The organism is Flavobacterium sp. TR2, from assembly GCF_025252405.1.
Lineage (GTDB): Bacteria > Bacteroidota > Bacteroidia > Flavobacteriales > Flavobacteriaceae > Flavobacterium.
The window spans coordinates 2,193,093-2,208,513 of the sequence record NZ_CP104307.1 but is presented as its reverse complement, the minus strand read 5'-3'; the positions used below and the strand labels follow the sequence as shown (position 1 = coordinate 2,208,513).

Annotated in this window: 8 protein-coding genes; 2 read left to right on the top strand and 6 right to left on the bottom strand. The window is 34.7% G+C overall.

The features are described from left to right. Positions 1 to 126: 126 nt before the first annotated feature. The 3 genes from N4T20_RS09995 to N4T20_RS09985 form a co-directional block, all read right to left on the bottom strand. Positions 127 to 2,898 (bottom strand): bifunctional aconitate hydratase 2/2-methylisocitrate dehydratase, encoded by a 2,772-nt coding sequence (locus N4T20_RS09995; RefSeq protein ID WP_260672860.1) that lies wholly within the window; start codon positions 2,896 to 2,898, stop codon positions 127 to 129. A 389-nt stretch (positions 2,899 to 3,287) separates the two neighbouring features. Continuing rightward, positions 3,288 to 4,241: a MoxR family ATPase gene (locus N4T20_RS09990; protein ID WP_260672859.1), complete on the bottom strand. Its 954-nt coding sequence runs from the start codon at positions 4,239 to 4,241 to the stop codon at positions 3,288 to 3,290. A 78-nt stretch (positions 4,242 to 4,319) separates the two neighbouring features. Then, on the bottom strand, positions 4,320 to 5,750 hold the full coding sequence (locus N4T20_RS09985) for a peptidylprolyl isomerase (RefSeq protein WP_260672858.1): 1,431 nt from the start codon (positions 5,748 to 5,750) through the stop codon (positions 4,320 to 4,322). A gap of 478 nt (positions 5,751 to 6,228) precedes the next feature. On the opposite strand from N4T20_RS09985, the gene N4T20_RS09980 reads away from it, so the two are divergent. Both N4T20_RS09980 and N4T20_RS09975 read left to right on the top strand, forming a co-directional pair. Continuing rightward, entirely contained in the window at positions 6,229 to 7,671 is a 1,443-nt protein-coding gene (locus N4T20_RS09980; protein WP_260672857.1) for an alpha-amylase, read from the top strand. A 148-nt stretch (positions 7,672 to 7,819) separates the two neighbouring features. Then, complete coding sequence (locus N4T20_RS09975) at positions 7,820 to 9,412, top strand: peptide chain release factor 3 (RefSeq protein WP_132989548.1); 1,593 nt, start codon at positions 7,820 to 7,822, stop codon at positions 9,410 to 9,412. A gap of 91 nt (positions 9,413 to 9,503) precedes the next feature. On the opposite strand, the gene N4T20_RS09970 is transcribed toward N4T20_RS09975, so the two are convergent. The 3 genes from N4T20_RS09970 to rpoC all read right to left on the bottom strand — a co-directional run bounded on the left by N4T20_RS09970 (position 9,504) and on the right by rpoC (position 15,191). Next, positions 9,504 to 10,235 carry a hypothetical protein gene (locus N4T20_RS09970; protein ID WP_260672856.1) on the bottom strand — a complete coding sequence of 244 codons (732 nt, stop codon included), beginning with the start codon at positions 10,233 to 10,235 and terminating at the stop codon, positions 9,504 to 9,506. Between the two features lie 325 nt (positions 10,236 to 10,560). Beyond that, positions 10,561 to 10,872 (bottom strand): DUF3467 domain-containing protein, encoded by a 312-nt coding sequence (locus N4T20_RS09965; protein WP_201998146.1) that lies wholly within the window; start codon positions 10,870 to 10,872, stop codon positions 10,561 to 10,563. Between the two features lie 11 nt (positions 10,873 to 10,883). Next, a complete protein-coding gene (rpoC, locus tag N4T20_RS09960) occupies positions 10,884 to 15,191 on the bottom strand; it encodes a DNA-directed RNA polymerase subunit beta' (RefSeq protein ID WP_260672855.1) in 4,308 nt (1,435 codons plus the stop codon). Between the last annotated feature and the right edge of the window lie 230 nt (positions 15,192 to 15,421).

Sequence of the window (15,421 nt, the reverse complement as noted above, 5' to 3'; positions counted from 1 at the left end):
GATTTTTTGTTTTTATTATTCTTTTTTGAACATCACAAGATACAAAAAATAGCGCAATTATTACAAAAAAAGCCCGAGTTTTACGACTCGGGCTCTTAAAAAATATGATTAGATAATCTCTTTAGACTACATTACCAATTGCTTGTTAGAAGGAGCAAACTTAGTTAAGTTAATACCATCAACCGCAGCAGTGTATTCTTCCATTGTTGGAGTTCTACCTAAAATTGTAGAAAGAACAACAACTGGCGTAGAAGAAAGCAATGATTCTCCTTTTTTACCTTCTTTATCTTCTACAACTCTTCCTTGGAATAAACGAGTAGATGTTGCCATTACCGTATCTCCTTTAGCCGCTTTTTCTTGGTTACCCATACATAGGTTACATCCAGGGCGCTCTAAATACAACATATTTTCGTATTCTGTACGCGCCGCTGATTTTGGAGCATTATCATCAAACTCGAAACCTGAGTATTTCTGTAAAACTTCCCAGTCTCCTTCTGCTTTCAATTCATCTACGATGTTGTAAGTTGGAGGAGCCACTACAAGAGGAGCATTAAATTCAACTTTTCCATTTTGTGCCTCAACATTTTTCAACATTTGAGCCAAAATTTTCATATCTCCTTTGTGAACCATACAAGAACCAATAAATCCTAGATCTACTTTTTTCTCTCCACCATAGAAAGATAATGGTCTGATGGTATCGTGAGTATAACGTTTAGAAACATCTTTGTTATTTACATCTGGGTCAGCGATCATTGGCTCAGCAATTTGATCCAAATCAACTACAACTTCAGCATAGTATTTAGCATTTGCATCTGGAGTTAAAGCTGGTTTTTCGCCAGATTTAATTTCAGCAATTCTCTTATCAGCTTTGTTGATTAATCCTTGAAGAACTTGTCTGTCATTATCCATTCCTTTGTCGATCATGATTTGGATTCTGCCTTTAGCAATTTCCAATGATTCGATTAAAGTATCATCTTCTGAAATACAGATAGAAGCTTTAGCTTTCATCTCTGCAGTCCAGTCTGTAAATGTAAAGGCTTGGTCAGCAGTAAGAGTCCCGATGTGAACCTCGATAATTCTACCTTGGAATACGTTCTCTCCGTTGAATTTCTTAAGCATTTGAGCTTGTGTAGCGTGAACAACATCACGAAAATCCATATAACCTTTCATATCACCTACGAAAGTCACTTTTACAGATTCTGGGATTGGCATAGAAGCCTCACCAGTAGCAAGAGCAAGAGCAACAGTTCCTGAGTCAGCACCAAAAGCAACACCTTTAGACATTCTTGTATGAGAGTCACCACCAATAATGATTGCCCACTCGTCGATAGTAATGTCGTTAAGCACTTTATGGATTACGTCTGTCATTGAATGATAAACGCCTTTAGGGTCACGAGCTGTGATTAACCCGAAGTTGTTCATAAATTTCATCAATTTAGGAATGTTTGCCTGCGCTTTTTTGTCCCAAACTGAAGCTGTATGGCAACCTGACTGGTAAGCACCATCAACAATTGGAGAAATAACTGTAGCAGCCATAGACTCTAATTCCTGAGCTGTCATAAGACCTGTAGTATCTTGAGAACCAACAATATTAACCTCTACACGAACGTCTGATCCTGCGTGCAAAACTTTTCCTGGAGCAATACCAACAGCATTTTTGTTGAAGATTTTCTCTACCGCTGTTAAACCTTGCCCTTCATTAGAAATTTCTTTTGATGGAGCAAATACAGCAGGAGCTTCAATATCTAAAACTTTCGCTGCGAAAGTTTGAAGTTTTTTACCAAATACAATTGCATAAGATCCTCCAGCTCTAATGAATTCTTTCTTTTGAGGCGTGAATGATCTAGAAATATCAATTAATTCCTGATCCCCATTGTATAATTTTTTTGTTTGAGTATTAATCGTCAAAACAGTTCCTGTAGCAACAGAATATGCTTGCTCAAGAATTGGCTCATTATTTTCATTCAATACTGGCTTTCCATCTGCATCAACTTTTTTAACCCAGTTTTTAAGGTCAATTCCGATACCTCCCGTTACGTCTACTGTAGTAAGAAAAATTGGAGAAATACCATTTGTTCCTCCAACAATTGGAGCGATATTTACAAATGGAACGTATGGGCTTGCCTGTTTCCCTGTCCAAAGCGCAACGTTGTTTACTCCCGACATACGAGAAGAACCAACTCCCATTGTTCCTTTTTCAGCAATTAGCATCACACTTGCATCTGGGTGCTTAGCTTGTAACGCCTGAATTTCAGCTTGTGCCTCAGGCGTAATCATACATTTCCCGTGAAGCTCACGATCTGAACGTGAGTGAGCTTGGTTTCCTGGAGACAATAAATCTGTTGAGATATCACCTTCTCCAGCAATATAAGTAACAACCTTAATCTCTTCATCAACTTCTGGAAGTTTCGTGAAGAATTCAGCTTGCGCATAACTTTCAATAATTTCTCTAGCGATTGCATTACCACTTTTGAACGCTTCTTTCAAACGATCTGTATCTGCATCGTAAAGGAAAACTTGTGTTTTAAGAACATCAGCAGCCTGTTTAGCAATTGCAGCATCATTTCCTAAAGCCAAATCCAATAACACTTCAATTGAAGGCCCGCCCTTCATGTGTGATAACAATTCAAAAGCAAAAGCAGGCGTAATCTCTTTAACTACAGATTGACCTAAAATAATTTCTTTTAAAAACTTTGCTTTTTCACCAGCAGCACTTGTAGTACCCGGTAAAGTATTGTAAATAAAAAACTTAAGAGAATCTTCGCGGTATGCGTTATCAACATCTTTAATTTGAGCAATGATTTCGCTTAACAATTCAGCTCCATCGATTGGTTTAGGGTGTAACCCTTGATTTTTTCTTTCTTCAATTTCTTGAAGGTAATCCTGATAAATATTCATAATAAAAGCGGATTTATTTTTTTGAGGCAAATTTAAGCATTAAAGACGAAAATTAAAAAAAATATAATAGAACAAGCCTTTTCAAAAATTATTATTGCTAAAAAACGATTTTCACTGCTTGTTTTTGCCAAAAAATCAATTTTAAATTAAAATAATGAATTATTAATATTTAAAAATCTTTTCTTTAACAAAGTCGAAATTCGATGTTATAAAGTAAGTAGGTTTTTACCCCTATTTTCGCAAAGAATCTTTCTAAATAAACAATTATAACGTTATAGTTGATCTTTTTGACCTCTTTTGAATGTCATAGATCGATTTTTATAATCTAGACAAAAACAAAAAATCCCGATAAAAATTTATCGGGATTTAGTAAATATATTTTGCAGAAATTACATCAGCTTTTTAATGATTGTTTCTTCTGTAATTCCTTCAGCATCTGCTTTATAATTTTTAATAATTCTATGGCGAAGAATTCCTGTTGCCACCGCTTGGACATCTTCAATGTCTGGTGAAAATTTTCCGTTAAACGCGGCGTGTGCTTTTGCAGCTAAAATTAAATTTTGCGAAGCTCTTGGCCCTGCTCCCCAGTCCAAATAATTTTTCACAAAATCATTGGTCAAAGAATTATCTGGGCGTGTTTTGCTTACCAGCGTTACTGCATATTCTATAACATTATCTGCAACTGGAATTCTACGGATTAAGTGCTGAAAATCGATAATTTCCTGCGCATTAAACAACGGGTTTATTTCTGTTCTAACATCAGAAGTCGTTCGTTTTACTACCTGAACTTCTTCTTCAAAAGTTGGATATTCTAATTTAATAGCAAACATAAAACGGTCTAATTGCGCTTCTGGCAACGGATAAGTTCCTTCTTGCTCAATTGGGTTTTGAGTTGCTAAAACAAAATATGGCAAATCTAATTTATGGTGCTGACCCGCAATAGTTACTGATCTCTCCTGCATAGCTTCTAACAGTGCTGCCTGAGTTTTTGGAGGTGTTCTATTAATCTCATCAGCCAAAATTATATTAGAAAAAATTGGCCCTTTGATGAATTTAAAATTTCTATTTTCATCCAAAATTTCACTCCCTAAAATATCCGAAGGCATTAAATCTGGCGTAAACTGAATTCTTTTAAAATCTAACCCTAAAGCCTGAGACAAAGTATTTATCATTAAGGTTTTAGCCAAACCCGGAACTCCAATTAAAAGCGCGTGTCCTCCAGAAAATATACAAAGTAAAATTTGATCTACAACGGCGTCTTGCCCTACAATGATTTTCGCTATTTCTTTTTTTAATTCGTTTCTTTTTTGAACTAAATTGTGAATTGCTGTTACGTCAGACATTTATGAGTGTATTTAAAATTAAAAAGAGTTAATTCTATGAAATCATAAAACTAACTCTTTTTATTTATTTATTAAAACTTATTTTTTCAACCAGTTGTTCGCAAAAGTACAGTCTTTATACTCTCCAATGATTTTGATGTAAGTGTCTTTAATTTTAGTATCAAACCATTTTGCAATTGCGTTAATCTGCTTTTCTTTTAATGCTAATTCTTTAATTTTAGTATAATCTTTAGCATAGTCAGCAGTATGCTCATCAATTCTGTTTGTAACGGTAATCAGCTTATAGGTTTTCTTGCCTTTATCATCTGTATTTAAAAGTGGCTGAGAAACTTCATCTCCTTTTAAATTTGAAACTTGGCTATATAAGGTTGGATCCATTTTTGTCAACTCAAATCGAGTGTCTTGAGTTGTTGGGTTCACCAATGTCCCTCCATTTGTTCTAGTTTCTTTTTCGTCTGATTCTGTCCTAGCCGCTTCAGCAAAAGTAATTTCCTTATTAACAATTTTATTTCTAATATTGGTAATTCTCTCTTTTGCTTCTTTTAAAGCAGCTTCTGAAACGGTTGGAGCGATCAAAATATGACGCAATTCAACTTCTTGCCCTTTAATTTTTTCTACCATAATAATATGATAACCAAAAGTTGTCTCAAATGGCTCTGAAATTTCTCCAGCCTGCAAACTAAAAGCAACATCTTTAAATTCTTTTACAAAAGGCGTTTTTCTTGTCATTTTGTAATATCCTCCGTTTGGAGAAGAACCAGGATCCTGAGAATACAAAACTGCTTTGGTTGCAAAACTAGATCCCTCAAGAACATCTTTTCTTATAGCATTTAATCTATCAATTACTTTTTGCTTATCTTCTTTAGAAATTTTAGGTTCTACGACAATTTGCGCAACTTCCATTTCTGCTCCAAAAGTTGGCAATTCATCTTTTGGGATTTTCTTAAAGAAATTACGAACTTCTTCTGGAGTAATCTCAACATCTTTTACAATCTTATCTCTCATCTCAGAAGCCAGCTTTTGCTCCTTTAAGATGTCTGCAAAATAAGTTTTAAATTCTTCAACAGAGCTTTTTTTATAGTATTCAACTACTTTATTAATGTCACCTACTTGTTGCGTCATGTAGTTAAGACGCTCTTCCATCATGCTTCGAACTTCGGCATCACTCACAATAATACTATCCTGAATAGCTTGGTGAGCGTATAGTTTGTCTTCTAAAAGTTTACCAAGCATCTGGCATCTAGTAATGTCTTTTATAGATCCGCCTTGCGCAGTAATTTCTAAAAATCCTTTATCGATATCAGAGTCTAAAACAATATAATCTCCTACTGTAGCAATAATTCCATCTATTTTCAATTTTCCGCCAGAAGGAGTTTCAACTGGCTTTTGAGCAACAACATCAGGAATAATTTCTTGCGCTGTGATAATTGGAGTTAAAAAAAGAAAAAAACAAATTGTTAGTGCAAACTTGTAATCAATTGTTTTTAGCTGTAATTTTTTTAATAACATTATTTTAATTTTTATTTGAATGTAAAGTCTATTTTTAGATAATCCCTCTAAAATTAAGTATGTTCAACTTAAACATAAATAATTAAAGTATAGTTCTTTCGTAACTTATAACGAACAAAAATAACAATTCAATTACATAATCCAACTATCCAATATACTATTAACAAAAAATTATATTCCAACCCTCAAAATCTTCTGTTTAATTTTTCTAATACACGAAAGACAATTTTACAGCTGCTTTTAAAATTTGATTTTAAATGACAAATAAACATCTAATTACAAGCACTATAAAAAAAGTTCTCAACACTACAACGTTTTCGTGATAAACTATTTTCTTACAAATTAAAATTAAATCAAAAAACATTTACTTTAGATGCGTAATTATCAATTTAAGCTTTAAAAAATTACCAATAACACCTTTTTTTAGCTTAAAAACAATAATTACAAAACTCACTATTTAACTTAACCACAATCTACTATGAAAAAACCTATTTTAAAATTATGCCTTATAACGGCATTTACTGGACTGCTGTATTCTTGTTCTCAAAATGAAATCAGTGAATCTGATTCAAAAGCTGAAAGCCAAAATTTTAAAATTATTGATGTTACGCATCATGATGGAAAACCATTTAGCACAGGCACTTCAAGCTCTTCTCCAACTGGAAAATATGTTGACAATCCAGGCGGAGGCGTTATGATGCAAGCTTTTTATTGGGATGTTCCTTCGGGAGGAAATTGGTGGAACACCATAAGTAGCAAAGTTACTGCTTGGGGTAACGCTGGAATTGGCTCTATATGGCTTCCACCTGCATCAAAAGCACAAAACGGAGCTTTTTCGATGGGGTATGATCCAACAGATTACTTTGATTTTGGAGATTACAATCAGAATGGAAGTGTAGAAACCAGATTTGGATCAAAAACTGAATTGGTAAATTTAATTACAGCTGCTCACAACGAAAACATCAAAGTTTATGCAGATATCGTAATCAACCATAATAGCGGCGGACAGTCTGAGGCAAATCCTTTTACAGGAACAAATACGTGGACAAATTTTACAGGAGTTGCTTCTGGTAAATTCCCTCGCAACTATAATGATTTTTATAAAAACAGTTACGGAAATAATGACGAAGGCTCTTTTGGAGGTTTTCCTGATTTATGTCACACTGCGCCAAATGTTCAGAACTGGCTGTGGCTGCGTGCGGATGGTGTCGGGAAATATTATAAAAATACAATGAAATTTGATGGCTGGAGATTCGACTACGTAAAAGGTTTTGGCGCATGGGTTGTTAATGCATGGAATGCGAATGTTGGCGGGTTTTCTGTTGGAGAATTATGGGATTCGAATGTAAATGTCTTAAATGACTGGGCAAACAATGCAAACAGTTCTGTATTTGACTTTGCTTGCTACTACAAAATGAATGATGCTTTTGATGGTAACAATTTGGCTCTTTTGAATGATGACATGATGTGGAAACGCAATCCGTACAAAGCAGTAACTTTTGTAACCAATCATGATACCGATGAAATCTGGAACAAAATGTTGGCTTACTCCTATATATTAACTCATGAAGGCTATCCAACAATTTTCTACAGAGATTATGAAGAATGGCTAGACAAAAACAAATTGAACAATCTAATCTGGATTCACAATAATAAAGCGACTGGAACAACTTCTATCTTATATTCTGACAATGACGAATACGTGGCGAGAAGAAACGGTTACAACGGAAATCCTGGACTAGTAGTTTACATCAACAACTCAGATGTTTGGCAGGAAAGATGGATTCAGACCAATTGGGCCAATACTCAAATTAAAGATTTTACAGGAAACTCATCTTGGTATCCGACAACTCAAGCCGATAAATGGGTAAAAATACAATGTCCTCCAAAAGGATATTCAATTTGGTCAATTAATCAGTAATTTTAAAAATGACTATTTAAGGCTGTTGCAAAACAGCCTTATTTTTTTCTTTAAAATCCATTTAGAAATAAAGACTTCCAAATTTACGAACTGAATATTTTTATAAAGCCGTATTTAATAGTACTTTTGCAACCTATTTATACGAAATATGAGCTTTTTAAAAGAAATACAACGCAGAAGAACATTTGGAATCATCTCGCACCCCGATGCCGGTAAAACAACTTTAACTGAAAAATTACTGTTGTTTGGAGGGGCTATTCAGGAAGCAGGAGCTGTAAAAAACAACAAAATTAAAAAAGGAGCAACGAGTGACTTTATGGAAATCGAGCGTCAGAGAGGTATCTCGGTTTCGACTTCTGTGCTTGCTTTTAACTATAAAGATAAAAAAATCAATATCCTGGACACTCCTGGACACAAGGATTTTGCTGAGGATACCTTTAGAACTTTAACCGCTGTTGACAGTGTTATTGTTGTAATTGACGTTGCAAAAGGGGTTGAGGAACAAACAGAAAAATTAGTAGCTGTTTGTAGAATGCGTAACATTCCTATGATCGTTTTCATCAATAAATTAGACCGTGAGGGTAAAGATGCTTTCGATTTGATGGATGAAGTAGAACAAAAATTAGGCCTTAAAGTTACACCATTAAGTTTTCCTATCGGAATGGGTTATGATTTCCAAGGAATTTACAATCTATGGGAAGAAAATATTAATCTTTTTAGTGGGGACAGCCGTAAAAATATTGAAGAAACAATTGCTTTTTCTGATGTGCAAAACAATCCGGAATTAGATAAAATTGTGGGAGAAAAAGCGGCTAATAAACTTCGTGAAGAATTAGAATTGATCGATGAGGTTTACCCAAAATTTGAGCGTCAGGATTATTTGGATGGAAAAATCCAGCCAGTATTCTTTGGATCTGCTTTAAATAACTTTGGAGTTCGCGAATTGTTAGATTGCTTCATTACAATCGCACCATCTCCAAGAGCAAAAGATTCTGAAACACGAACAGTTGAACCTACAGAAGAAAAAATGTCGGGATTTGTTTTCAAAATCCACGCAAATATGGATCCTAAACACCGTGACCGTTTAGCTTTCATCAAAATTGTATCTGGAACTTTCGAAAGAAACAAACCATATTACCACGTTCGCCAAAAGAAAAATTTAAAATTCTCTAGTCCGAATGCCTTTTTTGCAGAAAAAAAAGAAATCGTTGATATTTCTTACCCTGGTGATATTGTTGGTTTACACGATACCGGAAACTTTAAAATTGGAGATACTTTAACCGAAGGCGAAATCATGAGCTTTAAAGGGATTCCGAGTTTCTCTCCAGAGCACTTTAGATACATTAACAACGCTGATCCAATGAAAGCAAAACAATTGGAAAAAGGTGTTGACCAGCTAATGGATGAAGGTGTTGCTCAGTTGTTTACTTTAGAAATGAACAATCGTAAAGTTATCGGAACTGTTGGAGCGCTTCAATACGAGGTAATTCAATACCGTTTAGAGCACGAATACGGAGCAAAATGTACTTATGAAAACTTCCCGGTGCATAAAGCTTGTTGGGTTAAGCCTGATGACGCTAAAAATGAAGAGTTTAAAGAATTTAAGCGTATCAAACAAAAATTCTTGGCTCATGATAAATACGGTCAATTGGTATTCTTAGCCGATTCTGATTTCACTATTCAAATGACGCAGAGTAAATACCCAAGTGTGAAATTATACTTTACATCTGAGTTTGATTAATAATCCACTCTCAATTCAAAACATAAAAAGGCTGTCAATTTATTTTAGACAGCCTTTTTCATTTACATTCCCCAATATGCAAATTTGATTATTATCGTGTATAATTAATCCCTAATCCACCTGCGATATAGATTCTAGCAAGTTCATCAGCTGAAATGACTATGTTTTGTTGCAATACATTATCTTTCACTAAACTCATATTAAAAGGAATAGTTTTCGAAAGATAATAATCATTGGCGGTGATCGTTACTTCAAATGCTTTAGAATCCTTCGCAATTAATACCGGAATTAAAAACTCCCCTGTTTTTGAACTCATTTTTATATTGCTCTTTGAACCATTAATAGTAATAGCCAGATTTTGATATATTTTTTTATCGAAAGGTCTATTTGTTTTGGCATCAAGTAATTTTCCTTTTACAAAAATTGATTGTTCTTCTGTATTTTCAACGTAAACAACTTTTCCAACTGTATAATGCATTGGTACTGGAACTCTAATCTCAGTTTCTTCAGCATTTTTTTCCTGTGCCGTTACATTTGATGCTAACAAAATTGACGCCGCCACGGCTGCATATTTTAAGTTATTGATTTTTGATGATTCATTAAACTGAAATTCTTCTTTCAGCTGAGTTGTTTTTAATCTGGCACAAATGTTTGCATTTTTATTTTCTGAAATGAATTTTGCAACTTCAGAATTCGTTTTTTTACTCAAATCAATTACATTTTTCATGCAAGAATTACAAAATGAACCGCTTTCATTCGGAATCATTTTATCAAAATTTTCAGAACATGGACTCGCTATCTCTAAAGTGAACTTCTTTTTCATACTGTAATCATTTAAGTTAAAAATCATGAATAGATCATTATACTTAAATAGAGTATGTTTTTCGGCAAAAGGTTGGGAAGCCAAGAGAATATTTTTAATTATAGCCATAAAAAAAACGCTAAACAAGTAGCGCTTTTTTATAATTTGAATTAAATCAACCTTACTAAGTCATTATATTTCAAAATTTTAATCTTTTTTAGGTTACACCAAATTAAAATAATATTCTGCTCAAAAGAAAATTAGTCGACCAAAGTAAATTAAATCCGATAAACTGCATTTTTCATAACATCCAAAAAAAAGCCCCTTTTTCAAGGGGCTTTAAAATTTATGCTTGTCCAGTTGGACCAAAATTAAGCGGTATTGGCGCTTGTTCCGTTTCTTTGATTTCGCCATGAGCTGCCTCAAATCTATGGATATTTTCACCTATAGCTCTCAATAATCTTTTAGCATGTTGTGGTGTCAAGACAATTCTTGATTTTACCTTGGCTTTAGGAATACCTGGCATAATGCTCACAAAATCTAAAACAAACTCCGATGATGAGTGATTGATAATCGCAAGATTAGAATAAATTCCTTCTGCTATGCTTTCGTCTAACTCAATGTTAATTTGCTCTTGTTGTTGTTTCGGATTACTCATAGTTTCCCTAATTAATAGATATATTCTTCTTTATTAGCCATCATTTCGTTGTAATCGTCTTTAGATCCTACGATAGTGTTATCGTACTCTCTCATACCTGTTCCTGCAGGAATTCTGTGTCCAACGATTACGTTTTCTTTTAATCCTTCTAAATCATCTACTTTACCAGCTACTGCAGCTTCGTTAAGTACTTTCGTTGTCTCCTGGAATGAAGCCGCAGAAATGAACGATTTAGTTTGTAACGAAGCTCTTGTAATACCTTGTAAAACTGGCGTTGCAGTTGCAGTAATTACGTCTCTTGCTACAACAAGATTTTTATCTGTACGTTTCAATAATGAATTTTCATCACGCAATTCACGAGGTGTAATGATCTGACCTGGTTTCAATACTGAAGAATCTCCAGCATCTTCAACCACTTTCATTCCGTATAATTTATCATTTTGAAGGATAAAGTCTTTAGTGTGGATCAATTGATCTTCTAAGAATAAAGTATCTCCTGGATCTTCAACTTTAACTTTACGCATCATCTGACGAATTACAACCTCAAAGTGCTTATCATTAATTTTTACCCCTTGTAAACGGTAAACCTCTTGAATTTCATTTACCAAGTACTGTTGAACAGCAGCTGGCCCTTGAATTCTTAAGATATCATCTGGTGTAATAGCACCATCAGACAAAGGAACTCCCGCTCTTACGAAGTCATTCTCTTGTACTAAAATTTGGCTAGAAAGTTTCACTAGGTACTTTTTAATCTCACCAAATTTAGACTCGATAACGATCTCACGGTTACCTCTCTTAATTTTACCGAAAGATACAACACCATCAATTTCAGATACAACTGCTGGGTTTGAAGGGTTACGAGCCTCAAGAAGCTCAGTAATTCTTGGTAAACCTCCCGTAATATCGCCTGCTTTAGAAGAACGGCGAGGGATTTTTACTAATACTTTACCTGCTTTAATTTTCTCACCATTTTCAACCATTAAGTGTGCACCTACTGGTAAGTTGTATGAACGAATCAATTCACCTTCTTTACCATAAACTAATAAAGTTGGAATTAATTTTTTGTTTCTAGCCTCAGAAATTACTTTTTCTTGGAAACCAGTCTGCTCATCGATTTCAACCATATATGATTGTCCTTGCTCTAAATCTTCGTAAGCAATCTTACCAGTAAATTCAGAAACAATTACACCGTTATATGGATCCCATTTACAGATTACAGTTCCTTTAGTAACCACATCACCATCATTTACAAAAATACTAGATCCGTAAGGAATGTTATGTGTGTTTAAAACGATTCCAGTTCCTTCGTCAATTAATTTCAACTCAGTAGAACGTGATACAACGATATCAACTTCGTTACCTTCACTATCTTCACCTTTAACTGTTTTTAAATCTTCAATCTCAAGACGTCCGTTGAATCTTGTAATAATACTAGACTCTTCAGAGATACCTCCAGCAACCCCTCCAACGTGGAACGTACGAAGTGTCAACTGTGTACCTGGCTCTCCAATAGACTGAGCTGCAATAACTCCGACAGCTTCACCTCTTTGTGTCATTTTACCAGTAGCTAAGTTTCTACCGTAACATTTAGCACAGATACCTTTTAAAGCCTCACAAGTTAATGGAGATCTAACTTCAACTTTCTCAATTGGAGACGCTTCGATAGTCTTAACAATTGATTCAGTAATTTGTTCTCCAGATCTAACCATGATCTCATTAGTAAGAGGATTGATAACGTCTTGTAATGCAACACGTCCTAAAATTCTCTCACCTAATGACTCAACGATTTCCTCATTTTTCTTCAAGGCAGCAACTTCAACACCTCTTAAAGTTCCACAATCCTCAATGTTAACAATAACATCTTGAGAAACGTCATGAAGCCTTCTTGTCAAGTAACCTGCATCGGCCGTTTTAAGAGCCGTATCCGCAAGACCTTTACGAGCACCGTGAGTAGAAATGAAGTACTCAAGAATCGAAAGACCTTCCTTAAAGTTAGAAAGAATCGGGTTTTCAATAATCTCACCACCGCCAGCAGTAGATTTTTTAGGCTTAGCCATCAAACCACGCATACCAGTTAACTGACGAATCTGCTCCTTAGAACCCCTCGCCCCAGAGTCAAGCATCATATATACAGAGTTGAAACCTTGCTGGTCTTCTCTAATATTTTTCATTGCTAATTCTGTCAACTGAGCATTTGCTGAAGTCCATACGTCAATAACTTGGTTGTAACGCTCGTTATTTGTGATAAGACCCATGTTATAGTTAGTTGAGATACCTTCAACTTGCTCTCTAGCATCTGCAATCAACTTCGTTTTTTGTTCTGGAATTCTAATATCACCTAAAGAAAATGATAAACCTCCTCTAAATGCAAATTTATACCCCATATCTTTCATATTATCCAAGAAAGCTGCCGTTGTAGGTACATCAGTCACACTTAAAATATGTCCGATAATATCTCTAAGGTTTTTCTTAGTCAATACGTCATTGATATATCCAGCTGCTTCAGGTACTACTTCATTAAATAATACACGTCCTGCAGTTGTCTGGATGATTTTGTACACTAATTCTCCGTTTTCATTAAAATCTTTTGCTCTAATTTTCACACGAGCATTCAATTCTAATCTTCCTTCGTTTAATGCAATATTTACTTCTTCAGCAGAATAGAAAGTTAAATCCTGACCAATAATTTTATGATCTTCAGTAGAAATACGCTCTTTGGTCATATAGTATAGACCCAAGACCATGTCCTGAGAAGGTACAGTAATAGGTGCACCATTTGCAGGGTTCAAGATATTGTGCGAAGCCAACATTAATAATTGAGCCTCTAAAATAGCTTCTGGCCCTAATGGTAAGTGAACCGCCATCTGGTCACCATCGAAATCGGCGTTGAATGCCGTACATACTAATGGGTGTAACTGGATCGCTTTTCCTTCAATTAATTTTGGTTGAAATGCCTGAATACCAAGTCTGTGCAAAGTAGGAGCACGGTTAAGTAATACTGGGTGACCTTTAATTACGTTTTCAAGGATATCCCAAACTACAGGCTCTTTCTTATCAATAATTTTCTTAGCAGATTTTACTGTTTTTACAATACCTCTTTCAATCAATTTACGGATAACAAAAGGTTTGTATAACTCAGAAGCCATATCTTTTGGCAATCCGCACTCATATAATTTTAACTCTGGCCCAACGACAATTACCGAACGAGCAGAATAATCCACACGTTTTCCAAGTAAGTTTTGACGGAAACGTCCTTGCTTACCTTTTAATGAGTCAGATAATGATTTTAATGGTCTGTTTGATTCTGTTTTAACAGCAGAAGCTTTACGTGTGTTATCAAATAATGAATCTACAGATTCTTGCAACATACGTTTCTCGTTTCTTAAGATAACTTCTGGAGCTTTAATCTCCATTAATCTTTTCAAACGGTTGTTACGAATGATTACACGACGATATAAATCGTTCAAATCTGAAGTTGCAAAACGACCTCCATCAAGCGGTACAAGTGGACGCAATTCTGGTGGGATAACTGGAACCACTTTCATAATCATCCATTCTGGACGGTTTTCGCGGTTTTCGTTAGACTCACGGAAAGACTCAACAACTTGTAATCTTTTTAAAGCCTCAGTTTTTCTTTGTTTAGAAGTCTCATTGTTAGCGCTATGTCTCAATTCATAAGATAAAGCATCTAGGTCAATACGAGCCAATAAATCCATAATACACTCTGCTCCCATTTTGGCAACAAATTTATTTGGATCTAAATCATCTAAATATTGGTTTTCTTGCGGAAGAGTATCTAAAATGTTTAAGTATTCTTCTTCAGTTAAGAAATCTAATCTTTGTAAAGATTCTCCATCTGCATTTTTAGCAATACCTGGCTGAATTACTACGTATCTTTCGTAGTAAATGATCATATCTAATTTTTTAGATGGAAGACCAAGGATATAACCAATTTTGTTTGGAAGAGAACGGAAGTACCAGATGTGAGCAATTGGCACAACAAGGTTGATGTGTCCTACTCTATCACGACGTACTTTTTTCTCAGTAACTTCAACACCACAACGGTCGCAGATGATACCTTTGTAACGAATTCTTTTGTACTTACCACAAGCACATTCGAAATCTTTTACTGGTCCGAAGATTCTTTCGCAGAAAAGTCCGTCACGCTCTGGTTTGTGAGTTCTATAGTTGATTGTTTCTGGCTTTAAAACCTCTCCTCTTGATTCTTTCAAGATAGATTCTGGCGAAGCCAATCCAATAGAGATTTTGTTAAATCTTTTTACTGGATTTTTATCTTTATTGTTTCTGTTATTCATCATAGTTTTTACTATTGATTTATTTTGCAATTAAAAAATTGAATTTAGATTTATAATCTACTCTTTAAAAAATCAAAGAGTTAATCATTCAGCTACTACCTCGGGTTACTTCTCTAAACCTCAAATTCTTATTTGAAGTGCTAGTTATAAAATGCCTCGCATTATTATAAAAAATCGGAACGGGTTACGGGTATAAATCTTTAAAAACTTATTATAAATACTAATATAGAGAC